At 71.3% G+C, this 24,038-nt stretch carries 17 protein-coding genes; 6 read left to right on the top strand and 11 right to left on the bottom strand.

Translation table 11 applies throughout. The features are described from left to right. Positions 1-120: 120 nt before the first annotated feature. From WMF19_RS18465 to glgA, 3 genes are all read right to left on the bottom strand, one after another. Entirely contained in the window at positions 121-582 is a 462-nt protein-coding gene (locus tag WMF19_RS18465) for a FixH family protein (RefSeq protein ID WP_437900298.1), read from the bottom strand. Next, complete coding sequence (locus WMF19_RS18460; protein WP_437900297.1) at positions 575-1,570, bottom strand: hypothetical protein; 996 nt, start codon at positions 1,568-1,570, stop codon at positions 575-577. The genes WMF19_RS18465 and WMF19_RS18460 overlap by 8 nt, the downstream gene beginning before the upstream one ends. A 148-nt stretch (positions 1,571-1,718) precedes the next feature. Continuing rightward, positions 1,719-3,173, bottom strand: a complete 1,455-nt coding sequence (gene glgA, locus WMF19_RS18455; RefSeq protein ID WP_437900296.1) for a glycogen synthase GlgA — start codon at positions 3,171-3,173, stop codon at positions 1,719-1,721. A 567-nt stretch (positions 3,174-3,740) separates the two neighbouring features. Here glgA and WMF19_RS18450 point away from each other — a divergent pair. The 5 genes from WMF19_RS18450 (at position 3,741) to WMF19_RS18430 (ending at position 11,410) form a co-directional block, all read left to right on the top strand. After that, entirely contained in the window at positions 3,741-4,937 is a 1,197-nt protein-coding gene (locus WMF19_RS18450) for a vWA domain-containing protein (protein WP_437900295.1), read from the top strand. An 88-nt stretch (positions 4,938-5,025) separates the two neighbouring features. Continuing rightward, positions 5,026-6,078 carry an RluA family pseudouridine synthase gene (locus tag WMF19_RS18445; RefSeq protein ID WP_437900294.1) on the top strand — a complete coding sequence of 351 codons (1,053 nt, stop codon included), beginning with the start codon at positions 5,026-5,028 and terminating at the stop codon, positions 6,076-6,078. A gap of 253 nt (positions 6,079-6,331) precedes the next feature. Further along, the gene (locus tag WMF19_RS18440; protein WP_437900293.1) at positions 6,332-7,273 is read left to right on the top strand and encodes a hypothetical protein; all 942 of its coding nucleotides are present in this window, start codon (positions 6,332-6,334) and stop codon (positions 7,271-7,273) included. 126 nt (positions 7,274-7,399) lie between these two features. Continuing rightward, entirely contained in the window at positions 7,400-9,349 is a 1,950-nt protein-coding gene (locus WMF19_RS18435; protein WP_437900292.1) for a molybdopterin-dependent oxidoreductase, read from the top strand. Between the two features lie 132 nt (positions 9,350-9,481). Beyond that, positions 9,482-11,410, top strand: a complete 1,929-nt coding sequence (locus WMF19_RS18430) for a hypothetical protein (protein ID WP_437900291.1) — start codon at positions 9,482-9,484, stop codon at positions 11,408-11,410. Positions 11,411-11,508: 98 nt separating this feature from the next. On the opposite strand, the gene WMF19_RS18425 is transcribed toward WMF19_RS18430, so the two are convergent. After that, entirely contained in the window at positions 11,509-13,092 is a 1,584-nt protein-coding gene (locus WMF19_RS18425) for a hypothetical protein (protein ID WP_437900290.1), read from the bottom strand. A 197-nt stretch (positions 13,093-13,289) separates the two neighbouring features. Here WMF19_RS18425 and WMF19_RS18420 point away from each other — a divergent pair, with 197 nt between their 5' ends. Then, complete coding sequence (locus tag WMF19_RS18420; RefSeq protein WP_437900289.1) at positions 13,290-13,790, top strand: DUF4112 domain-containing protein; 501 nt, start codon at positions 13,290-13,292, stop codon at positions 13,788-13,790. A gap of 212 nt (positions 13,791-14,002) precedes the next feature. On the opposite strand, the gene WMF19_RS18415 is transcribed toward WMF19_RS18420, so the two are convergent. The 7 genes from WMF19_RS18415 to WMF19_RS18385 form a co-directional block, all read right to left on the bottom strand. After that, positions 14,003-14,707: a Bax inhibitor-1/YccA family protein gene (locus WMF19_RS18415; RefSeq protein WP_272098369.1), complete on the bottom strand. Its 705-nt coding sequence runs from the start codon at positions 14,705-14,707 to the stop codon at positions 14,003-14,005. A gap of 278 nt (positions 14,708-14,985) precedes the next feature. Further along, positions 14,986-15,330, bottom strand: coding sequence for a hypothetical protein (locus WMF19_RS18410; protein ID WP_437900288.1), 345 nt, complete (start codon positions 15,328-15,330; stop codon positions 14,986-14,988). Positions 15,331-15,544: 214 nt separating this feature from the next. Further along, on the bottom strand, positions 15,545-16,990 hold the full coding sequence (locus WMF19_RS18405; protein ID WP_437900287.1) for a ParA family protein: 1,446 nt from the start codon (positions 16,988-16,990) through the stop codon (positions 15,545-15,547). A 191-nt stretch (positions 16,991-17,181) separates the two neighbouring features. Continuing rightward, positions 17,182-18,750 carry a bifunctional phosphoribosylaminoimidazolecarboxamide formyltransferase/IMP cyclohydrolase gene (purH, locus tag WMF19_RS18400; protein WP_437900286.1) on the bottom strand — a complete coding sequence of 523 codons (1,569 nt, stop codon included), beginning with the start codon at positions 18,748-18,750 and terminating at the stop codon, positions 17,182-17,184. Between the two features lie 63 nt (positions 18,751-18,813). Then, complete coding sequence (lon, locus tag WMF19_RS18395) at positions 18,814-21,306, bottom strand: endopeptidase La (protein ID WP_437802429.1); 2,493 nt, start codon at positions 21,304-21,306, stop codon at positions 18,814-18,816. A gap of 206 nt (positions 21,307-21,512) precedes the next feature. Then, positions 21,513-22,769 carry an ATP-dependent Clp protease ATP-binding subunit ClpX gene (clpX, locus tag WMF19_RS18390; protein ID WP_437329885.1) on the bottom strand — a complete coding sequence of 419 codons (1,257 nt, stop codon included), beginning with the start codon at positions 22,767-22,769 and terminating at the stop codon, positions 21,513-21,515. Positions 22,770-23,250: 481 nt separating this feature from the next. After that, positions 23,251-23,895, bottom strand: a complete 645-nt coding sequence (locus WMF19_RS18385) for an ATP-dependent Clp protease proteolytic subunit (protein WP_012235778.1) — start codon at positions 23,893-23,895, stop codon at positions 23,251-23,253. Positions 23,896-24,038: the final 143 nt, after the last annotated feature.

The following is a 24,038-nucleotide window of genomic DNA, read 5'->3' as shown; positions in this document are numbered from 1 at the left end:
TGCGGGGGTGATGCGTCGGCGCAGGGAGGGCTCGCTCGGAGCGTTCGGTAGAGGCTCGCTCGGAGCGTTCGGTAGGGGCTCGCACGGAGCGTTCCTTAGGGGCTCGCACGAGGCGTCAGCCTAGTGGACGTCGAACTCGAACGCCGCCTCGTCGATGAGGGACGAGGCCAGGGCCCGGTATTGCACGTCCCAGAGGCCCCCCATCCCGAAGGGCACGTCGGCGACCTCGTACAGGCCGGGCTCGATCTCCTTACCCTCGTGCACGGACCCGTGCCCCATGCTCGTCATGCTCGCGTAGACGCGGAGCTTGATCCGCTGCACCGGGTTCCCCGAGTCGGTCCACGTGAGCCGCACGTGGAAGGTGTTGAAGCCTCGCTTGATCGGCTCGATCGACTCCACCGCGAACTCGATGCGCCCGTTCACGCCGACGTCCAGCCGGTTGCCGGCATCCGGCTCCACGTCCCGGGAGCCGCAGCCCATCGGCGAGAGGACGGCGAGCGCCGCGATCAGCGCGGCGCAGGCGCTCGCCGCGCGGCGCCTGGCGGGTGACTTCGGCGAAGGCTGTTCACGAGGTTCAATCACGTCTTCCCCACACGTAGCGAAGGCCTGCGGACAGGGCGGCGAACGCGCCCTCGTTGCGGCCGATCCCGGAGATCGGCACGTCCACCTGGAGGTTGCCGACGGCGGTCCAGCGCGCGCCGATGTCGTGGGCCAGCACGGCGAGCAGCGCCGTCCGCACGCGCTCCTCTCCCATGGGCATGCGGGGGCCCGGGCCCGGCTCGACCTCGCGCGGCGCGCCCTCGCGCTCGTGGAGCACGCCCACGGTGAGCGACGCGCCGGAGGGCCACGCGGGCCCCGCCGCGGCGAGGAGCTGCACGCGGGGCGCGGACCGCACCGCGTCGCCGTCCGGGAGACGGTGGCTGGTGCGGAAGCTGGTCGAGGCGGAGAGCAGCGCGTGGAACGAGCCCCACGACTTCTCGAGGACCATCCCCGGCCGGATCTCGGCCACCCCGAGGCCGGTCGTGTCGGCGCCCGTCATGTCGACGCCCATCGCGCGGGCGCCGGTCTCGCCGCCCACGCCCGCGTCGAACGGCGCCGTCCCGGTGCTCGGGCCGCGCCCGGTCGGGAGCGTCACGCCGAGCGTGAACGCGGCGGACGGGATCCACGGCGACGCCGCGCCCTCGATGAGCGCGATCCTGGCTGCCGCGCCGAGGTCGCCCGGCCCGCCGCCGGACGACGCCCCGCCGAGCCCCACCCCGCTCCAGGTGACCATCATCGGGACGGAGATGGCGAGCTGGAGGTGCTCTCCGGCCCGCACCAGCCACCCGGCCTCGGCCCTCAGCTCGCGGTGGTAGACGCCCTCATCGGACGCATCGAAGCCTCCGTCCACCGCCCACGCCCCGAGCTGCTCCGTGAGCCGGACGGAGAAGCTCGCCGCGGCGCGCTCCGAGGGGGCGAGCCACTGGGCCATGCCGTGGCCCGCCCCGCAGCAGGCCGACGCCCGCGCCTCCCTCGGGTGCACCGCGAACGACAGCAGAAGCACCACACCGGCAACGGCTCTGGCCAGCACGGCCGCTGCTATAGGCGAGGCTCCTGCCCCGCGCCAATGCGACACGTTGTCGCGCGGACGGCTCCTGAGCTCGGTCGGGCCGCACCTTCACGCGGTGTCCCGAGCCGCTTCCGTTCCGCGCGCAGAGCCAGGCGACCGCGCGCGGGGCTCAGCTGGCGAGGGCCTGGCGGTAGACCTGGACGTAGCGGCGCGCGGGGCGGTCCCAGCCTAGGTCGAGGCGCATGATGCGGCGCTGGACCGCGGGCCAGCGGGGAGACGTGAGGGCCGCGAGGGCGCGCTGCACGCCGCCGAGCAGCGAGGTGGCCGTCGGCTTGTCGAACAGGAACCCCGTGCCGGTCTCCAGGGCGGCGTCGACGTCGACGATCGTGTCGACGAGGCCTCCGGTCCTGCACGCCACCGGGGCGGCGCCGTAGCGCTGCGCGTACAGCTGCACGAGGCCGCACGGCTCGAAGCGCGACGGCACGACGACGAGGTCGGCCGCCGCCATGAGCCGGTGCACGACGGCCTCGCTCACCCCGCCGAGGAACTTCGCCCGCTCGGGCGCCTTGGCCGCGGCGGCGGCGAGCTTCTCCATGAGCTCGGGATCGCCCTCGCCGGCCACGACGACGCTGACGTCGCCCTTCAGGATCTTCGGCATCGCGTTCGCGAGCAGGTCGCTGCCCTTCTGGGCGACCACCCTGCCGACGGACACGAGGAGCGGGCGATCCGGCCGGATCTCGAGCCCGAGCTCCTGGAGCAGCGCGCTCTTGCAGCGGCCCTTGTTGCTCACGTCCTCCGCATCGTAGCGGGCGATGATGGCCGGATCGGTCATCGGGTTCCAGACGGCGTAGTCGATGCCGTTGACGATGCCGGACAGCTGGTTCGCCCGGGTGCGGAGCACGCCGTCGAGGCGCTCGCCTTGCTTCGGCGTGAGGATCTCGTTCGCGTAGGTGGTCGAGACGGTGGTCAGCGCGTCCGCCGCCAGGATGCCGCCCTTGAGGAAATTGAGCTGGCCGTAGAACTCGAGCCGCTCGGGCCGGAAGTGGTCGTCGTCGAGGCCGAGGTACGCGAGCGCGTCCTTCGGGAAGAGGCCCTGGTGCGCGGCGTTGTGGAGCGTCAGCACGGTCCGGCCGGGCGCGGACTGCTGGTGGCGGAGCAGGTACGGCACGATGGCGGTGGGCCAGTCGTGGGCGTGGACGATATCGAACGGCGAGCCTGACCGGGCGCGCTGGCGGACGAGCTCCACGACGGCGCGGGAGAACAGCGAGAACCGGCGCGCGTTGTCCTCGTAATCGCGCCCTTCCTCGCCGTAGATGCCCGGCCGATCGTGGAAGCCTGGCACATCGAGGACGACGAGCTCCACGCCCGTGCTGAGCCGCCCGTCGAAGAGCGTCACCTGGATCGGCCCGCCCGGCGACACCTTCGCATCGACCTCGAGCGGCATCGGCGTGAGGCGGCGCGCCATCATCAGCCCGCTCGAGTCGAGCGCCTGGTAGCGCGGCAGCGCGATCGTCACCTTGTGCCCGAGCAGCCGGAGCGCCTTCGAGAGCGACGACACGACGTCGGCCAGGCCGCCGACCTTGACGATGGGCGCGATCTCGGACGCAGCGAAGAGGATGTCCATGCGGGCGCCGTGTGTAGCACGAACCGGGGCGCGTACAGCGCGGCTTCCGAACCCACTGGCGGGGTCGCACGACCGGCGACACGCCCTCGCGAGCCCCGCTCGATGTCCCTCGTCGCCGTGCACGACCTCCGCTGTCCGCGAGCCCCACGGTCGAAGAGCGCCGCGAGCCCAGCGCCACGCCGGCGACACGCGCTGAACCGGCGCCGCAGGCAGCTCTGGCTCCTCGATCTCACCCGGAAGGGCCGATCGCACTCAATTTGCATTTTGGATTACTTTTTTACGAGATCCCGCAAGCAGATTTGTATGATTTTTCACTTCAAAGCCGGCCCGCGCAGGCACCTCTGCATGCTGCGCTACATCCAGGTGCCTCTGCGGACGTGCTCCCGCACACCGGTCGACGCCGAGAGGGGGCGACGGAGGCGGCGCTGAACGCTGACCTGCGCCCGGGTCTCGCCGAGGAGGCAGCGCCGCACGCGTCGTTTCGAGCAACTTTTCACCTGCGCCCCATCCACGTCCTGGGCCCTGCATGGCGCAGACGCGCCGTCCTGGCCTGTGTATCGTTTCTCCATGAGCAGCACCCTTAACTTTCCCAGGTTTTCCTTGCTCCTCGCCCTCCTCGCCACCGGCGTCGCCGTGAGCTGTGGTGGCAAGAACGACGGCGACGGTTCGACCCAGGGCTCTGGCGGCAGCGCCAGCAGCGGCGGCATCGGGGGCGCGGGCGGCAGCGGCGCCAGCCCCGGCTCCGGTTCGAGCTCCGGCTTCGGCGAAGGCGGCGCGGGGCTCGATTTCGCCGGCTCGCACAGTTCGAGCGGCATGGGCGGCGGCGGCGGCGCGTGCCAGCAGCTCGACATCACGTTCGAGCCGCAGACGCCGACCGTGATGATCGTCGTCGATCGCTCGGGCAGCATGTACGGCAGCGGCTTCTGGAATCCGCTGAAGACCGCGGTGCTCAGCGTCGTCGACGGGCTGCAGGACAGGGTGCGGTTCGGGTTCCTGACGTTCACCGGGACCGCCAACCAGCAGTGCCCGCTGCTCGCCGGAGCCGACGGCATCGCCCTCAACCACCATGCCGCCATCGCGGCCGCCTACGACGAGGCCTCCACGGTGCCGCCCGGCAAGCTCGAGACGCCCACCGCCATGACGTTCAACGAGACGGTCGTCCCGGAGCTCCTCGCGTTCCCGGAGCCCGGCCCCAAGTACATCCTGTTCGTCACCGACGGCGAGCCCGATCGCTGCGACGACGTGCGGGCCGAGTGCGCGCGCGACGATGTCGTCGGCGCGGTGCAGGACGCCTACGAGCAGGGCATCGGCACGTTCGTCTTCGGCCTCGGGTCGGGCGCGCTCGCGCAGCACCTGCAGGACGTGGCGAACGCCGGCGCGGGCCAGCCGGTCCAGCGACCCAGCAGCGGCACGGACGCGGACTGCTTCACCGGCGCAGGCACTTACGCCGACGCCGGCGGCACCGCCACGTACTACACGCCGGACCCCACCGACGCGTCCGCCCTGGAGAACGAGCTCACCGCGGCCATCGCCGGCGCCAAGAGCTGCACGTTCGACCTCCAGGGCTCGATCCAGGTCGACCTCCGCAACGCGTCGCTCGGCCAGGTGCTCATCGACGGCGCGCCCGTGCCCTACGACGCACAGAACGGCTGGACGATGGAAAGCGCCACCCAGCTCACCCTCGTCGGCGACGCCTGCGAGCAGCTCAAGAACGCGCAGGAGATCTCGTTCGACTTCCCCTGCGAGATCCTCGTCCCTCAGTGAACCCAGTGGACAGCGCGCCGGCGCGTGCCGCCCCTTTTCCGCGCCACGGGCCGGCGCTTTTGCTAAAGGCGAAGGCCGGCTCGACCCGATGACCAGGATCAGCGCGCGAGAGCTCGCCGGCACGAGCGGCCCCTTCGGCCGCGGCACGCCGGTGGTGCGCCCCGCGGAGGTGCCGGAGGGGTCGGTCGTCACCGTGCTGCGCGTGCCGCCGGAGTCGGCCGGGATGCGGCTCGACCGGTTCGTACAGACCCAGCTCAAGCGGACGAGCCGCACGCGCGCCGCCGAGATCGTCGCCCGCGGCGCCTACTCGCCCGAGGCGCGGCGCCTGCGCGGCAGCGATCGCGTCCGGCCGGAGCAGTGCATCCTCCTCTGGCGCGAGCCGTGGGACGAGCAGGCACCCGACACCCCGATCCCGGTCCTCCACGAGGACGACGCGCTGCTCGCCATCGACAAGCCGGCGGGCCTGCCGGTGCACCCCACGGCGCGGTACCACAAGAGCACCGTGATCAAGATGATGGAGGCCGCGCGCCCCGGCGAGCGGCTGTTCCTGGCCCACCGGCTCGATCGGGAGACGAGCGGCGTGCTGCTGCTCTGCCGCACGCCCGACGCCGACCGGACCGTGAAGGCGCAGTTCGAGGAGCGCACAGGCGTCGTCAAGCGCTACGCGGCGATCGCCTGGGGCTGGCCCGAGCACGATACGTTCCGGATCGAGCTGCCGCTCGAGCTCGACGACGCGAGCCGCTACAAGGTCAAGATGCGGGTCGCGCCGCCGGGCCGCGGCCTCGCGTCGGCCACCGCGTGCGAGGTGCTGGGCCGCCGCGCCGATCCCCTCACCGGTCGGCGCTACGCGCTCGTCCGCTGCACGCTCGAGACCGGCCGGCAGCACCAGATCCGGGTCCACCTCGCGACGAGCGGCCTCCCGCTCGTCGGCGACAAGCTCTACGGCCCGGACGAGGGCATGTTCGCGCGCGGCGCCGACGGCGTGCTCACCGACGACGACCGCCGCGCGCTCGAGCTCGACCGCCACGCCCTCCACGCCGCGCTCCTGGAGCTCACGCACCCGATGACAGGCGAACGCGTGCGCATCGAGGCGCCGCTCTCGGACGATCTGCGCACCTTCTGGGACGCGCTCGACGCGTGATCCACGCAGGAGGTGGACGCCCCCATCGCGGGCCACCCCTCCGCTCGTGTGTGTGTGCGGGGTGACGCTTGCGCAGCGATGACACCTGCGGACGAGGCGGCGCCCGCGGGTGCGCGATGGACGCTGGAAGCCGAGATCCTCCGCGAGGCGGAAGGAAGAGAAGGAAGAGAAGGCAGAGAAGGAAGAGAACGACGGCGAGATCGAGCGGCGGCGGATCTTGTGCCGAAGTACCGACTTACGTACGATGGCCGAGATGACGCGTGCGCGAGACGACCTCGAGGCGCTGCGGGATCCAGCGCTCCGGTCCACACCGCTCGAGGCCGAGAGCACCGCCCAGAGCACGACATCCGGGCCGGTGCCTGATCCGGGAGAGACGGGGCAGGACGCGGCGGCGGCGCCCTCTCCAGGAGAGCCTGCCGGCGCCGGAGAACCGCGGCAGGCGGGCCCGGAGCGATCCGCACCGGCCTCATCGGCCGGCGCGGCGCCGCTGCAGGTCGACCCGCGGGCCCGGGGCGACGAGAGCCTGGATCGGGAGCGCTACGAGCGGTACGCGATGCCGGCGAGCGACCTGCCCGCGGCCAACGTGCAGGCCTTTCGCGGCGACGCGAGCGGGGTGCTCGCGATCGTCCGGCGCGCCGTGCAGTCCGTCACGCGCGATCCGGCGCGCCACCGGCGCCGGCTGCCGAAGTCCCGCTTCGACGCGATCCGCAGCTTGCCGGAGCTCGCGATGGCGCTCGATTACGCGGTGACGCGCATGCAGCCCGAGAGCGCGCCGCCGCCCGAGGTCGTCGAGAAGCTCGATCTGCTCTACGGGGCGCTGCGCCCGACGCTCGCCACGGCCGAGGTGTACTTCCCGCGCAGCATCGTGCCCGAGACCTTCGGCATCGTCCGGCGCGCGCTCGTCGCCGGCGATCCCGCGAGCGCGACGGCCACCATCACCAACCTCATCCTGGACCGGTGGAGCCACGTGCAGAGCCGGATCCCGATCACCAGGGAGGAGCTGACCCAGCTGAACGGCACCGCGAAGTGGCTGCTCAGCAACACCCGCCCGCCGGAGCGGCTCGACTCGAGGGACATCCGCGATCGGCTGTGGTCGCTCCTGCGCGAGCGCTACGAGCAGCTGCGGGCCATCGCCCAGGAGGTCTCGGGCGACGACTCGCGCGACTACGCGCCCGAGCGGCTCGCGGCCGACTGATCCGGCGCGCGGAGCCGCCGCGGAGCGGCGTGGGCGGAGCGGCGTGGAAGGCCGGCCAGGTCCGGACGGACTTCCTGGGGGGCAGAGCGGGTGTACCGCCCTGCACGCCCGATCTACGCTGCTGCCATGCAGGAGCTCCGCAAGACCACCTGTAACCGCGACTGCCCCGACGCCTGCGGCATCGTGGCCACCGTGGAGGACGGCCGCGTCGTGCGCCTCGGCGGCGACCCGGACCACCCGATCACGCGGGGCTTCCTCTGCTACCGCACATCGCGCTTCCTGGAGACCCAGTACTCGCCCGAGCGGCTGACGACGCCGCTGCTCCGCAAGGGCGGCGAGCTGACGCCCGTCTCCTGGGAAGAGGCGCTCGACACCGCGGCCGAGCGGCTCCTCGCGATCCGGCGCGAGTCGGGCCCGGCCGCGATCTTCCATTACCGGAGCGGCGGCTCGCTCGGGATCCTTACGGGGATCGCCGACGCGTTCTTCGCGCGGTTCGGGCCGGTCACGGTCAAGCGCGGCGACATCTGCTCCGGCGCTGGCGACGCCGCGCAGCTCACCGATTTCGGGGAGGAGGAAAGCCATGACCTCGCCGATCTGCGGAGCGCTCGGCACATCCTCCTCTGGGGCAAGAACGTCTTCACCTCGAGCCCTCACACGCTCCCGGTGCTGCGCGAGGCGAAGGCGCGCGGCGCGGAGCTCGTGCTCATCGATCCGGTGCACCACAGGACGGCGTCGCTCTGCGGGGCGTTCTACCAGCCGCGCCCCGGCGGCGACTTCGCGCTCGCGATGGCCGTCGCCCGCGTGCTCTTCGACGAGGGGTGGGCCGACCCGCGCGCCGCGGACTACTGCGATCACCTCGACGCCTTCCGCGCGCTCGCGCGGCGGAGCTCGGTCGCCGCGTGGTGCCGCGAGGCCGACGTGCCCGAGCGCGCGGCCCTGGACCTCGCTCGCCGCCTCGCCGAGAGGCCCACGGCGATCCTCGTGGGCTGGGGCATGGGCCGGCGCACCTCGGGCGGAGCGATCGTGCGCGCCCTCGACGCGCTCGGGGCCGTGAGCGGGAACCTCGGCATCCCCGGCGGCGGCGTCTCGTTCTATTTCAAGCGCCGCGGCGCGTTCGACCTCTCGCCGTTCCAGGGCGAGCGCCCGGCGCCGCGCACCGTCTGCGAGCCCCTGCTCGGACGCGAGGTGCTCGGGATGAGCGACCCGCCGATCCGCGCCGTCTGGGTGACCGCCGGCAACCCGGTCGCGATGCTGCCCGAGTCGGAGACGGTCGCGGAGGCGCTCCGGACGCGCGAGTTCGTCGTCGTCGTCGACTCCTTCCTCACGGACACGGCGCGGGTCGCCCACCTCGTGCTGCCCACGACGACGCTCCTCGAGGCGGACGACGTGGTCGGCGCCTACGGCCACCATTACCTCGGCGTCTCCACGCCCGTGGTCCCACCCCCGCCCGGGGTGAAGAGCGATCTCGAGATCATGCAGGCGCTCGCGCGGCGCGTGGGCCTCGGCGACGCGCTCGACGGCAGCGCCCGCGACTGGAAGCGGCGGGTCACGGAGCCGAAGCTCGCGCCTCTCGGCGTCACCCTCGAGACGCTGGAGCGCGGGCCGGTGCGCAACCCGCTGGCGCCGAAGGTGCTGTTCGAGGACCGCAAGTTCCCGACCCCGAGCGGCCGGGTCAACCTCATCACCGAGGCGCCGGAGGAGCGCGTGGATCCCGACGCGAGCGAGTTCCCGCTGCTGCTCATGGCGCTCTCCACCGAGAAGTCCCAGTCGTCGCAGTGGGCGCGCCCCCAGCGCGGTCCGGCCGTCGTCACGGTCCACCCGGACGCGGCCGGCGGCGTGCCCGACGGCGGCGCCTGCCGGATCACGTCGCGCGTCGGCGCCATGACGGCGGTGATCCGCCACGATCCTGCCCAGCGCCGCGACGTCGCGCTCGTCCCGAAGGGAGGCCACCTCCGGGACGGCCGCTGCGCCAACGCGCTGATCACCGCGCGCACCACGGACATCGGCGAGGGCGGCGCGCTCTACGAGGAGCGGGTGCGCGTCGAGCCGATCGACCCGCCGGCGCCCCTGCCCTAGTTTCGCCCGCCAGGGATCCGCCTCCGGCGCGCCGTCGCCCGCGCGGTGGACGGAGCGCGGGCTCCGGTCGGGCCACGCCGTACCCGTGAGATCCCCTGGCCGGCGCGGCCGGCGATCTCTTACGCTCGCGGGATGGCGAGAGAGCTGCCTGCAAGATTCGGGATCACGCCGCACGCCGCGCGCCGCATCGCGAACCGGCAGATCGCGTTCGGCGGGGCGATGGCGCTGCTGGGCGCGGGCGTGAGCGTGGCGGGGTTCGGCAGCGTCGCGGCCGGGGTGCCGTTCGGGATGGCCGGCGCGCTCCTGATCGCAATCGGGCTCCGCACCCGCTCGACGGGCGTCGCCGTGCAGGTCGTCAACAAGGCGTACAACCTCGCGGCATCCGGCCAGCGCGAGGACGCCGCCGAGCTGCTCGACTACGCGGAAGCGACGTGCCGCTCGCGCTACGTCCTGCGCGTCATCGACGTCCAGCGCGCGCTCGCCGCCATGCAGCGCGGCGATCTCGCGGGCGCGCTCGTCCGCGCCGACGCCGCGGTGACCCGCCGCACCGACCCGCTCTCCTTTCACCTGGAGCACGCGACGATCGCCGCGGCGCGCTCGCTGAGGGCCCTTCTCCGCGCCTCGACGAGCGATCGCGACGGCGCCGCGGCGGACATCGAGATCGTGCGGGCGAGCGCCCTCGCGTCGCCCGAGGTGCTCGCCCGCGCCGAGCTCGCGGCCGCGGTGCTCCTGGAGCGCTCGGGCGACAGGGAGGCGCTGCGGGCGCACCTGCTCCGCGAGCGGAGCCTCCTCGTCGAGCACACGCGCCCGCGCGAGCGCGCCCTCGTCCGCGCGTACCAGCGCATGCTGAAGGCGAAGGCGAGCTCGGTCTACCGCACCGGCGCGAAGCGGGAGCCGGAGGCCGGAGGCGAGCTCTCGGCGGCGGACTGGGCGGCGCGCATCTCGCCCGACGCGGCGCCGTTCATGCGCGCCCCCGCGCTGGCCGCGGGCGGGGTGGAGGAGCTCTCGCGCGCGGAGCTGGACCGCGCCGACGCCTCCGCGCGCGCCGCGGCGGAGGGGCGCACCGGGAGCAGCCGCCAGCCGGCGGCGAAGGCGGTGCGCCGCATGCTGCTCCTGTGGGTGACCCTGGTGATGGTGTTCCTGGGGGTGTGGCAATTCTTGAACTCCGATCCGGCGCCGCCGGTCGCGGCCGAGGTCGAGCGCTTGCCGGCGGAGCCGATCTTCGGACCGCTCTCGATCGTCCTGGCGTTGCCGATCTTCTTCATCGTGATGCTCGTCGGTGCGGTGCTCGTGAACATGACGCGGGCGCGCAAGCTCTCGCAGCGCTTCATGGCCGCCCAGGTCGCCGTCGCGAAGGGCGAGCAGCAGCGGGGGAAGGGGGAGCTCGAGGCCCTCACGCGAAGCAAGGCGCCCGCGGCCGCGGCGCAGGCGCACCTCGCGCTCGCCCAGCTGTCGGAGCGGCAAGGAGAGCTCTCCGCGGCGCTCGCGGCGTGCGAGGCGGGGCTCGCGCGGCTGGGCACCGAGGCGGTGCGCGCGATGGCGGCGGACATCCTGCTGCCTGCGCTCCTGGCCGAGCGCGCGTTCCTGTTCGCGGCGATGGACCGGAGCGCCGACGCGCGCGCCGAGATGGCGCTGCTCGCGGAGCGGTATGCGTCGTACCCGTTCCTGGAGAGGGCCAGGCTGCGGGTGGCGCTCGCGCTGCGGGCGCGGGAGGGCGACATCGCCGGGGCGGCGCGCCTCACCGAGCGGGACGCGGACCTGCCGCTGAACGCGCGCGACGAGCTGCTCGCCGACGTGTGCCGCGCGGCGGCGAGCCCGGGCGCCGCGGGCGCTGGCGAGGTGGAGCGGCTCCGCGAGGAGCTCCGGCTCGACGCCGCGAGCCGGCGCTGGCTCTCGGCGGTCGCGCCGGCCGCGCTCGCGGCGTTCGAGCGCCTGAGGGAGCAAGGCGACGCCGAGGCGCTCGCCGGTGCCGAGGCGCTCGCGGAGACGGAGGCGCTCGCGGAGGCCGAGGCCCTCGCGGAGCGCGCCGCGGTGCGCCCGCGGAACGCCGACGTGGCGTGAGCGCCGCGGCGTGGGAGCGTCCTCCGGCGCAGCTGCGGGTGCCGAGACTCGCGCCGGACGAGCGCGGCGCCTGTTCGATCCACGGCGCGCGTCGCCGCTCAGTCTTCTCGAGCAGGCGCCCGCATCGGCTCCCTCGGCCTGGTCCGCTCGGGCGGCGCGGCGGCCGAGCCTTCCACGGCGTCGCCGATCTCGCGCGCCACGTCCTCCACGGTGCGCAGGCTGATCCTCCCGGCGAGCACCAGGGTCGCGCCGATCTCGCGGCAGTCGATGGGGTCGAGCCGCACCGGCGACGCGAACGCGTTGACGGCCGCCATCTGCCCCGCGGCGTAATCGAGGCGCGCGCCGAACACGAGATCGCCGTAGCGGGTATAGGAGACCAACCCGAGCGACGCGTGGGCGCCGCTCAACCGCTCGAAGAAGAGCTTCGACTCGGCGGACATGGGGCCTCGCAGGCTGGACAGCGCGTTGAAATCGGAGGCGACTCCGCCCACGAGGCTGAGGTCGCGCGTGAGGAACACCTCGGCGCCGAGCCCGACGTTGACGATGGGCGCCGCCGCCTCGACGATGTCGAGGCGGCCCCGCGTCCGGCTCGTCACCGCGCCCCCCGCGATCGCGATCTCCTCACGATCGGCGGCGATCCGCGCGAACTCTGGCTGGCCCATGTAGAAGAAGCCGTCGAGCTCCAGCCGCAGCCTGCTCCACTCCGCGCTCGCGCCGATCGCGACGCGGGCCGGAGAGGGGGCCACGAACTCCCCTTCACCGGCCCAGTAGCGCGCCGCCGCCGTCCCGTCGCCGCGCGTGTCCACGTAGCTCGCATCCAGGGAGTCGACGGCATGAACGCTGGGCGTCCGCAGGCTGATCCCGGCCGAGAACACCCGGTTCAGCCGGTACGTGACGCCGAGGTGCGCGAGCAGGTCCCATGAATCGCCCGAGAGCGCGGCCTGGTAGGTCGCGCTGCTCGCCGAGCCCGCCCCGGTCTCCTCCACGAGGCTGGCGACGCCGAGCGAGCTCGTGTAGCGGGTGCGCACGAGCGAGAGCGAGGCGCCCAGGGCGAGGCGCGGGGTGGCGCTGTAGCTCCACGATGGACCGGCGCTGAAGCGACCCCATGCGTAGCGGAGCGTCTGCGCCTGGCTCACGCGCCGGGAGGCGGACTCCCCCGAGAATCGGAGCGCGTCGAACCCGAACTCGTTCTCCTCCGTCTTGCCGAGGCAGGCGGCGACGACCTGGCGGCCGACCGGCACCCGCGCCGAATCCGCGCCTCGCACGCCGCTCTTCCAGTTGAAGAAATAGCAAGTCGCGTCAGGGAGGCTGTCGAGCCCTTGATCGCTCACCGTCGTGCGATCGAGCCGGAGATCGCCGTACAGGGCGGGGTCGACCGGACCTGGCTGGTGCCACCGTTGCAGTGTGCGGTGCGCATAGCGGAAGAACGCCGACGAGAACGCGATGTTCCGGTCCTCGATGCGGACGATCGTGGCCGGGTTCAGGAAGGGCGCGGCGCCGTCGACGCCCAGCACGACCCCCGTCCCCCCCAGGAGCGCCGATCGCCCGCCCAGGAGCGCGGATTCGTACCGTCCCTGCGCGAGCGCCGCGGCCCCATCGAGCGTCCCGAGCAGCGCGCTGGCGAGGCCGAGCAGCGCTCTCCGCGCTCCGTAGCGGCGAACCAGGGCGCGCGGGCTCGGCATGGTAAGCGCCAGCATGGATCGCAGCGCCGCCGCCGCAACGGCGGCAGCGCCCGCCCGCCCTCCGGAGCCGGCGTGCTCCTGCCCGCTCCTCGCCCGCCGCGCGCCGCCGCCCTGCGGTCTCTCTTGAGTCGCCGTCGAACGGGGCGAGAAGTAGACTGCGAGGGATGTCTCACCCGCTTCGCCGAGATGGGTCCGCCATGCCCGTGCCGCCCCTCGCCCCGGCCATTGATCTCGAGGACGAGCGGCTGAGGCGCTTGAACGCGCTCGGGCACTTTCTGGACAACTCCATCCGCATCCCAGGAGTCGACTATCGGGTCGGCTACGACGCCGTGATCGGGTTGATCCCTGGCATCGGCGATCTCATCGGTTTCGCGCTCTCGATTTACATCGTGCTCGCGGCGACGCGTTACCGTCTCCCCGCCTCGGCGGTGCTGCGCATGGTGCTCAACGTCGGCCTAGAGACGCTGCTCGGCACGGTTCCTCTCGTAGGCGATCTATTCGACGCGACCTACAAGGCAAACGCGCGCAACCTCGACCTGCTGCGCGCGCACCTCGCCGCGCGCACGCAAGGCAGCGCGCCCCCCTCCAATCTTCGTTTCTACGCCGGCCTGTCCCTGGCGCTGGCAGGCATCCTCGCCCTGACGGCCCTCATGCTCTTCTCCCTGACAAGAGCGCTACAGTCTTTCTTCTCCCCCTGACGCCCCCCGCGTCTTCTCGGCAACGGATGCCCCCCGCGTCTTCTCGGCAACGGACGCCGCCCGCATCTTCTCGGCAACGGACGCCGCCCGAGCGGGGGGCACCCGCACAGGAGACGGGCCCAGATCGGCGTTTTCGGCGCGGAAGCGCACTCCAGTGCGCTGAGCACCGAAAACGTCGAGATGGGCCCGTATCCGCAGCGGGTGCCCCCCGCTCAGTTGCGGGAGGTGGTGAAGAGGCGGAGTACGTACCAGAACAGCAGGGCGACCGATGCGAAGAGCTGGAGCGCGGCGCCGACGTACCGGTCCTCGGGGAAGTGGTGCAGGACGTTCGACGTGTCGTACAGGATGGCGGCCCCGGCGAACGCGACCATGGCGACGCTGAAGAAGGTGCCGAGCTGGAAGCCGAACAGCGCCCCGGCCGCGATGAGGACGAGCGCGCAGATGCCGCCCCAGCGCAGGAGAGCCCCAAGGAACGAGAAATCCTTGCGGGTCACGAACGCGATCGCGGTGAGCCCGGCGAAGCCGGCCATCGTGGCGAGCCCAGCGCTCTGGATCGCGCCGGGAGCGACCATGTCCGCGATGTAGAGGAGCGGCACGAAGACGATCGCCTGGGCGAGCACGTAGCCGCCGAGCGCGGCGTACTGCGCCGGCTTCGACACCGACGTGTGCGCCGCGCGGCTGGCCAGCCAGCTCACGAGCATGAACGCCCCGAGAACCAGCAGCCAGCTCCTGCCCATCATCGCCCTGGCGATGACCGAGGCGACGCCGGTCTTGAACAGCGCGACCTCGATCGCGGCGAAGAGCACGATCGCACCGAACAGGTGGTTGTACGTTCGCACGAGGAAGCGCTCGCGCGACTCGGCACCGGCACGGTGCACCGACGAGCGGGTCCCGTATCCTACGTAGTTGTGGTCCATGTTCCCTCTCTGGTAGGCCTCGACTCTAGCACGTGAAGCACGCCGCATGCCCGCGGCGCGGCGGCCAGGGGCCAGGGGACGAGGCGCAGCGCCACGACGTCGTGAGCGCCGGCGCCGGTGCACGGGCCCTCCGCCGCTCGCCGGCTCCCGGGAAAGCCGGGCTACCAGCCCCCACCGGCGACGCGGGGGCGCCTGGGAGCCCGCGGCGCCCGCCGCACGATGATGGAAATGGGGACGTCGCGCCCTGCGTCCTGTCGAGGTCTCCCTGAAAGAAGGGATTAAATCCCCTTCGGGATCTTGTCGAGGTCGACCTGGGAGAGCGCATGCCGGATCAGCGCGCTCCTGTTGGCCTTGGTCATCCCGCGCGCCTTGAGCGAGCTGACCATCTCGTCCAGCCGCTCGAGATCCTCGGTGTACATCGAGATACAGATGACCTTGTAGTGCTGCGGTCTCTCGGGCGCCGGCGCAGCACCCGGCTCGGATGCAGCGCCGGTCGTCCGGGCCTTTGCGCGCACGCGAGGCACTTCCGTGGACGTATAGAACGCCCCGGACAAAACACCTTCCACTTCGTCGCAATCGAGCAGCGCCCGCGCGGCGCCCCCGAGATCGCCTTCGCTTTTCATTGCTTCCTCCAGCTCCCCTGCCCGGTCGAGGCTCCGCGACTGCGGGCCCGTCATTCAGCGGGACCCCGCGTCCGCGGGTCCCTTCATTCAGCGGGGCTCCGCGTCCGCGGGTCCCTTCATTCAGCGGGACTCCGCGAGTGCGGGCCCTTCATTCAGCGGGACCCCGCGTCCGCCGGTCTCTTCATCCAGCGGAACCCCGCGTCCGCGGGTCCCTTCACACCCCCGCCGCCGCAGCGCCCGGCCGCTCCGTACCCGCGTCCACCCGGTCGACGCTCCACGCCGTCCCGTCGCGCGACGCCCCTGCCTCGGAGCCCGTCGTGCCGCGCTCGCGGCTCTCGATGATGCGATCGACCACCGCGAGGTAGTCGTCCGCGGCGGGGGTTCCCGACGCGTACTCGAAGATCGTCTGCCCTTGCGCGGGCGCCTCCTTGACCTTGATCGCCTGGCGGATCGGCGCGAGGCAGCGCTCTCCGAAGTGCTGCTTCATCGTGCTCACCGCCTCGCGCGCGATCTTCGCGCGGCCGTCGTAGAAGGTCGGCAGCACGCCCCAGATCTGCACCGGGTGATGGAGCAGCGCGTTCACGTTCTTCACCGTCTTGATCACCTGCCGGACGCCCACGAGCGACAGGTAGTCGCACGCGACCGGGACGAGCACGCTGTCGGCGAACACCAGCGCGTTCTGGTTCATCAACGACAGGCTCGGCGAGCAGTCGAGCACCACGTAATCGTACTCGGCCGCCGCGGCGGAGAGGCGATCCGAGAGCACGCGGTCGCGGTTCTGGCGCCCCGCCAGGTAGAGCTCTGCCGCGGCGAGCGTCTCGTTGGACGGCAGGAGATCCAGGTTCGGGCGCACCGTCTTGGTCGCGTCCGCGACCCGGAGCCCCATCACGAGCACGTGATAGAGCGACCGCTCCGCGCCCGCGCCGAGAGAGACAGAGACGTTCCCCTGCGCGTCGGTGTCGACGAGGAGCACCCGTTTGTCGCGCGCCGCGAGCCCGGCCGCCACGCTCACGGCCGTCGTCGTCTTGCCCGTACCGCCCTTGTGGTTGAACACGGCCAGGCAGCGGGGCACCCCGGCGGGCCGCTGCGGCGGCTGCGCGGGCCGCTTCGCGCCACCCGCCGGCGACAGGGGCACCGCGACCGCGCCCTGCCCCTTGAGCTCCGCCGGCCGAGCAGCAGACGCGACCGGCGCGACGGCCGGCGTGGCCGGCCCCGTCGCCTCGCCCTGTGCGCTCGCGCGAACCGCCGGCGGCGCCGGCTCAGCTGCCTCCGTGGCGGCGCGCGAGGCGCCTCCTGCCAACGGCGCCTCGCCGCCGGTCAGCGTTGCCCCGTCGGCCGGCGCCGCGGCCGCCGCCGCGATGTCGCCGAGCCGCACCCCCTTCGCCTCACGGACCAGCTGCGTCCGGCACCCCAGCGAGCACGCGTAGTGCCGGCGCCCGGCGACGTAGAGCACCTGGGACACGAGATCCGGCGGAAACCGCTTCGCGCACGCGTCGCACGTGGCGAGCGCGGCGCCGTCCTGCCCGCCGAGATGGCTCTTTTCCAGGCATTTCTGCGAGCAGAAGAAGGAGAAGCCGCCGTCCTTCTCCTCCATCTGGTACCGGAACTGGACCTCGAATCCGGTCCCGCACACGCTGCACGTCTCGCTGATTCCGCCCACAGCTCGCTCCTTCGCGCCGCGCACAGCGCTTTGCCCAGGCGCAGCGTTGACCATCATCACAGTCAAGGCGCAAAGGTCAACTTTTCTGCGAGCGTGACCCACCCATCCGGCGCAAGGGAGAGGGAGCGCGCGCGCCCCGGGACGGGGAGACGCCAGGCCGGTCCGTGGCGGGACCGCGGCGCCTGGCCAGCTCAGTGACGGAAGTGCCGGGCCCCTGTGAACACCATCGCGATCCCCGCCGCGTCGGCCGCGGCGATGACCTCCGCGTCCTTCACGCTGCCTCCAGGCTGCGCGACCGCCGTGATCCCGTGCTCCGCGGCGAGCACCACGTTGTCCGGAAACGGGAAGAACGCGTCCGACGCCAGGACGCTCCCGCGAGCCCGCTCGCCCGCCTTGCTGCAGGCGATGCGCACGCTCTCGACCCGCGACATCTGTCCGGCGCCGATACCGACCGTCCTCCCGGGAATCGCGAGCACGATCGCGTTGGATTTCACGTGCTTGCAGACGCGCCAGCCGAGATCGAGCGCCTCGAGCTCCTGCTCGGTGGGCGCGCGCTTCGTCACGACCCGGCCGCCGCGCACCTCGCCGGCCGCCGAGGCGTCCCGCTCCTGGACCACCAGGCCCCCGCCGACGCGCTTGAACGTCAGCTCCCGGTGATCCGCGGGCAGGAGCGCGCCGGTCGCCAGCAGCCGGAGGTTCTTCTTGGTCCGGAGCACCTCCACCGCCTCGGGCGCATAGGCGGGCGCCACCACGCACTCCAGGAACGTCTCGACGAGCACCTCGGCGGCCGCGCGGTCGACCTCGCGGTTCAGGGCGACGATCCCGCCGAAGGCGCTGACGGCGTCCGCCTCACGCGCCGTCCTGTAGGCGGCCGCGAGGCTGTCGCCGGTCGCGACGCCGCACGGGTTCGTGTGCTTCACGACGACCGCGGCAGGCTGCGTGAACTCGCGCACCGCCTCGAACGCGGCGTCCACGTCGACGAGGTTGTTGAACGAGAGCTCCTTGCCGCCGGCGCCCAGCGACTCCGCCAGCGCCAGCGACCCCGCGGCCGCGCCCCGCTCCCGGTAGAAGGCGCCGGACTGGTGCGGGTTCTCGCCGTACCGGAGCGGATAGGCCCGCTCGAGAGCGAGCGTGAGGAAGCGCGGATAGGCCTCGCGCTGCGCGGCGTTCGGCTCACCGTCCTCGGGCAGCGAGGACAGGTAACCGGACACCATCCCGTCGTAGGCCGCCGTGTGCGCAAACGCCTTGGTGGCGAGCCGGCGGCGGGTGGCGCTCGACACCTCACCTTGCCTGTCGATCTCGGCGAGCACAGCATCGTAGTCGGCCGGATCGACCACCACCGCGACGCGCGCGTGGTTCTTGGCCGCGCTCCGCACCATCGACGGCCCGCCGATATCGATGTTCTCGATGATCTCGGGGTGCGTGACCCCCGGTTTCCTGACGGTCGCCTCGAAGGGATAGAGATTGCACACAACGAGATCGATCGGCGCCCCGCCGAGCCGCGCGAGGTCCTCGTCGTCGATCGCGCCGCGCATCAGGATGCCGCCGTGCACGCGGGGATGGAGCGTCTTCACCCGGCCATCCATCACCTCGGGAGAGCCGGTATAGGCCTCCACCCCGATGACGGGCACGCCGGCGTCCGCGAGCGCCCGCTGCGTCCCCCCGGTCGAGAGGATCTCCACGCCCTTCTCCGCGAGCCGCCTGGCCAGCGGGAGCAGTCCCGTCTTGTCGGATACCGAAATCAGTGCGCGTCGAATCATTGCGACGCACAGCTAGTGCGTCTCTGCGGCGACCGCCAGCCTATCCGACGGGCGCCGCCGCGCTCACGCGCCGGGCGGCGCGGCCGGCGTCGGCTCGCCCGCCGCGGCCGGCGGCGCCTTGACCGACGCCGCCTCGGTGACGAGCTCGCCGTCCCGGTACTCCAGGACGCCCTTGGGCGGCCCGAAGACCGCGTAGGAGTCGGGCAGGATGAGCGCCTCACGGAGCACGTCGTCGACGTGCTCGACGAGCACGAGCCGCAGCGCCTTCAGCACCCGCCGCGGCACGTCCCGGAGATCCTTCCGGTTCTCCTTCGGCAGGATGACGGTCGCGATGCCGCCGCGATGGGCCGCCAGCAGCTTCTCCTTGAGCCCGCCGATCGGCATCACGCGGCCGCGCAGGGTGATCTCGCCCGTCATCGCGAGATCCCTCCGGACAGGCACCTTCATGAGCGAGCTGACGAGCGCGGTCACCATCGTGACGCCGGCGCTGGGCCCGTCCTTGCGGACGAAATCGGGGAAGTGAATGTGGACGTCGACCTTCTGATAGACGTCCGGCTCGAGCCCGAGGCGATCGAGGCGCGAGCGGACGTAGCTCATCGCCGCGTGCCCGCTCTCCTCCATCCCCTTCTCCAGCAGCCCGGTGATCACGAGCTTGCCCTTGCCCGGCACCACCGTCGCCTCGGCCGGGAGCAGATCGCCCCCGACGTTGGTCACGGCGAGGCCGTTCACGAGGCCCACCTCGTCGCGCTCCTCGCGCCGGCCGAGCCGGTACTTGGGGACACCGAGGTACTTCGGGATGCTCTTCGCGACGACCTCGATCGGCTTCTCCTTGCCGTCGGACACCACCCGCCTGGCCACCTTGCGGCAGACGCTCGCGATCTCGCGCTCCAGCGAGCGCACGCCGCTCTCCTTCGTGTAGTGGTGGATGATCGTCCGGAGCGCGCCCTCCGTGAAGTCGAGCGACACGTCCTCGAGGCCGCACTCCTTTCGCTGCCGGGGCACGAGGTACTTCACCGCGATGTTCAGCTTCTCGAACTCCGTGTAGCCCGAGAGCTGGATGACCTCCATGCGGTCCTGGAGCGGCACCGGGATGCCAGAGAGCGTGTTCGCCGTCGTGATGAACATCACGTCGGAGAGGTCGTAATCGAGATCCAGGTAATGGTCGTTGAACGTGTGGTTCTGCTCCGGATCGAGCACCTCGAGAAGCGCAGCCGCCGGATCCCCGCGGAAGTCGGTCGACATCTTGTCGACCTCGTCGAGCAGGAACACGGGGTTGTTCGTCCCGACCTTCTTGAGCGACTGGATCAGCTTGCCGGGCAGCGCGCCGATGTACGTCCGCCGGTGGCCGCGGATCTCCGCCTCGTCGCGCACGCCGCCGAGCGACAGCCTCACGAACTTGCGCCCCGTCGCACGCGCGATCGACTTCGCCAGGCTCGTCTTGCCGACGCCCGGCGGCCCGACGAAGCAGAGCACCGGGCCCTTGAGCTTCTTCGTGAGCGCCTGGACCGCCAGATACTCGAGGATCCGCTCCTTGATCTTCTTGAGGCCGTAGTGATCCTCATCGAGGATCCGCTCGGCCTCGACGAGATCATAACGCTCCTCGCTCTTGTCGTACCAGGGCAGCTCCAGGATCCAATCGATGTAGTTGCGCACCACGGTCGCCTCGGCGCTCGTGGGGTGCATCATCTTCAGCTTCTTGAGCTCCTTCTTGACCTTCGCGGCGGCCTCCTTGCTCATCCGCTTGGTCTTGAGGGCCTCTTCGATCTCCTGGATCTCGTTCTTGAACTCGTCGCGCTCGCCGCCGCCCAGCTCCTTCTGGATGGCCTGCATCTGCTCGTTGAGGTAGTACTCCTTCTGCGTCTTCTCCATCTGCTTCTTGACGCGACTCCGGATCTTCTTCTCCACTTGGAGAATCTCGATCTCGGCCTGCATCAACTCGATGAGACGCTCGAGCCGCTTCTGCGGCTCCTCCATTTCGAGCAGCGCCTGCCGGTCGGTCAGCTTGATGGTCGGCAGGTTGGCGATGATGGTGTCGGCCAGCCGCGAGGCCTCGTCGATGGCCTGCACCGCCATCAGGACCTCGGGCTGGATCTTCTTGTTGAGCTTGACGTACATCTCGAACGTCGACTGGACCGAGCGCATCAGCGCCTCGACCTCGACGCTCGCGACCGAGCTCTCGACGATCTCGTCGTACTCGATCAGGAAGTACGCATCGCTCTGGACGTAGCGGCGGATGCGCGCCCGGCGCTTGCCCTCGATGAGCACCTTGACGGTGCCGTCCGGGAGGCGGAGCAGCTGCATGATGGCGCCGACCGAGCCGACGCCGAAGATGTCGTCCGGCGTCGGATCGTTCGTCTTCGCGTTGCGCTGCGCGGCGAGGAAGATCTCCTTGCCGCGGTTCATCGCCTCGTCGAGCGCGGCGATGCTGCGCTCGCGCCCGACGAACAGCTGCGAGACCATGTGTGGAAAGACGATGATGTCGCGAAGCGGGAGCAACGGGACGATCCCGCGCTCGGGTGCGTTCTTGCCGCGATCACTGTCGTTCTTAAAGAACATCCGCCGTCTTTCCGGGAGTGTCGGGAGGTCGGGGCACCCCCGCCTCGGTTGTCAAATGCCTTGGTTTGATGCTGAACTTCCGCCGGCTCGTCCCGCTGCCCTCCAGGGACACGCGGCGCCGGCACGCTCGGAGGAGCCTCCGGGGGGCGAGGGCTCGGCTCGGGCCGCGACTTGCGCCCCGGCCCGCGGCCCCCCGGGGGCGAGCGCTACGCGAGCTCCGCCTCCTTCGTGTACACGATGAGCGGAGGCTCGTGCTTCACGATCACGTCCTCGCTGACGACGACCTCCTTGATCCCCGTGCGGGACGGGACGTCGTACATGATGTCGAGCATCGCCGACTCGAGGATCGCGCGGAGGCCGCGGGCGCCGCTGTTCCTCTCGAGGGCCTGACGGGCCACCGCCACGAGCGCGCCCCGGGTGAACTTGAGCTTCACGCCGTCCATCTCGAACAGCTTCTGGTACTGCTTGACCAGGCTGTTCTTCGGCTTCGTGAGGATGTCGATGAGCGCCTCCTCGTTGAGCTCGTGGAGCGTCGCCACCATCGGCAGACGTCCGATGAACTCCGGGATGAGCCCGAACTTGAGGAGATCCTCCGGCTGGACGACGCTGAGCAGCTCGCCCAGCTTGAATTCCTTCTTCCCCTTGATGTCCGCGCCGAAGCCGAGGGTGTTCTGGCCGATGCGCCGCTGGATGATCTGGTCGAGCCCGACGAACGCGCCGCCGCAGATGAACAGGATGTTCGTCGTGTCGACCTGCAGGAAATCCTGCTGCGGGTGCTTGCGCCCGCCCTTCGGGGGGACGTTGGCGATCGTCCCCTCGATGATCTTGAGCAGCGCCTGCTGCACGCCCTCGCCGGAGACGTCGCGGGTGATGCTCGGGTTGTCGCTCTTCCGGCTGATCTTGTCGATCTCGTCGATGTAGACGATGCCGCGCTGCGCGCGCTCGACGTCGTGATCCGCGTTCTGGAGGAGCTGGACGATGATGTTCTCGACGTCCTCGCCGACGTACCCGGCCTCGGTCAGCGTCGTCGCGTCCGCGATGGCGAAGGGGACGTTGATGATCTTGGCGAGCGTCTGCGCGAGGAGGGTCTTGCCGGAGCCCGTAGGCCCCAGCAGAAGGATGTTCGACTTGGACAGCTCTACGTCGTCCGAGGAGACCCGGCTGTCGATGCGCTTGTAGTGGTTGTGCACCGCCACAGCGAGGATCTTCTTGGCGCGGTTCTGGCCGACGACGTACTCATCCAAGGTCGCTTTGATGTCGGCGGGCTTGGGCACCGGGGTCGACCCCGCGTACGGCTCGTCCTTCTCGACCTCCTCCGCGATGATGTCATTGCACAGCCCGATGCACTCATCGCAGATGTAGACCGTGGGGCCCGCGATGAGCTTCTTCACCTCTTTCTGCGACTTGCCGCAGAAAGAGCAGCTTAGATTGCCATTCGAGTGATCGTCCCGCCTTCGCTCCACTTCGACCCTCAGTGCGGTCTGCCGACGCTACCGCTTCAATGAGAGGTGGGGTCCCGCCGCGGCGGCGGCCCCTCCAACTTGCGCCGGGAACGGCTTCCACCGTTCCCTGGATTTTCAGCGATGCGCAGCCAAACGCCGCGCTCGGATTCTAGTGCGGTGCCCGTACCGTCGCAAGCTAACGGGGGTGGTCTCCAGCCTGTGCCGAAGTCAGGGAATCACCCGATGGCGCCCCGCTGTCGGCCGCCGACGAGGCCGCGCGTCGCACGAAAAGCGCGAAAAACAGCGGATCGAGCGAGCGCAGCGCGGCGCGCGAGGAGCCGCTCCCGCGTGCTCCGCTCCCGCGCGCCCGCGCGCAATGCCCCGCCCGCCACAGCGGCGGGGCATTGCATCGTGACGCCGCGCGCCGTCGCGCCGCGGCCCGGCGCGACGGCGCGCCGCGCTTCGGCCCCAGCACGCCCGCCGGACGCGGCGGCGCGGCCACCTACTTGTTCCGCTTCGGGAAGACCTCGTCGATCAGGCCATACTCCTTGGCCTGCGTCGCGCTCAGGTAGAAGTCGCGCTCGATGTCCTTCGCCAGCTCGTCCCGGTTCTTGCCGGTCGCATCGACGAGGATGTCGATCAGCGTCTCCTTGATCTTCTTGATCTCGCGCGCCTGGATCTCGATGTCCGTCGCCTGGCCGCGCGCGCCGCCGAGCGGCTGGTGGATCATCATCCGCGCGTGCGGCAGCGCGAAGCGCCGACCCTTGCGGCCGGCGCCGAGCAGCACGGCGCCCATCGACGCGGCCTGGCCGATGCACATCGTCGACACCGGGCAACGCACGTACTGCATCGTGTCGTACATGGCGAGCCCCGACGTCACGACGCCGCCCGGGCTGTTGATGTAGACCTGGATCTCCTTCTCGGGATCCTCGCTCTCCAGGAAGAGGAACTGCGCGATCACGGCGTTCGCGACGAAGTCGTCGATCTCCGTGCCGATGAAGACGATGCGATCCTTGAGGAGACGGCTGAAGATGTTCCACTCCCGCTCGCCGCGGTGGGTCACCTCGGTGACCGTCGGGAGGATGTAGGCCTTCTCGCGTTCGAGAAACTCGATGGCTTGGGTGCGGGTTTCGACTCGTCGGGTCATCCGGTGCTCCGAGGGGTTCGCTGCCGCGCGGCAGGGGCTCTACTCCTGGGCCAGACTGCGTCCGATCGCAAGACCGAACGCGCCCAAGGTTACCGGAAATATCGGCCGCTCGCCGCGCGTCGCACGGAACACGCGGCGCGTGG

The organism is Sorangium sp. So ce124 (assembly GCF_051525235.1).
Lineage (GTDB): Bacteria > Myxococcota_A > Polyangia > Polyangiales > Polyangiaceae > Sorangium > Sorangium atrum.
Note: the sequence above shows the minus strand (reverse complement) of the source record. Positions and strands in the feature narration are given on the sequence as shown.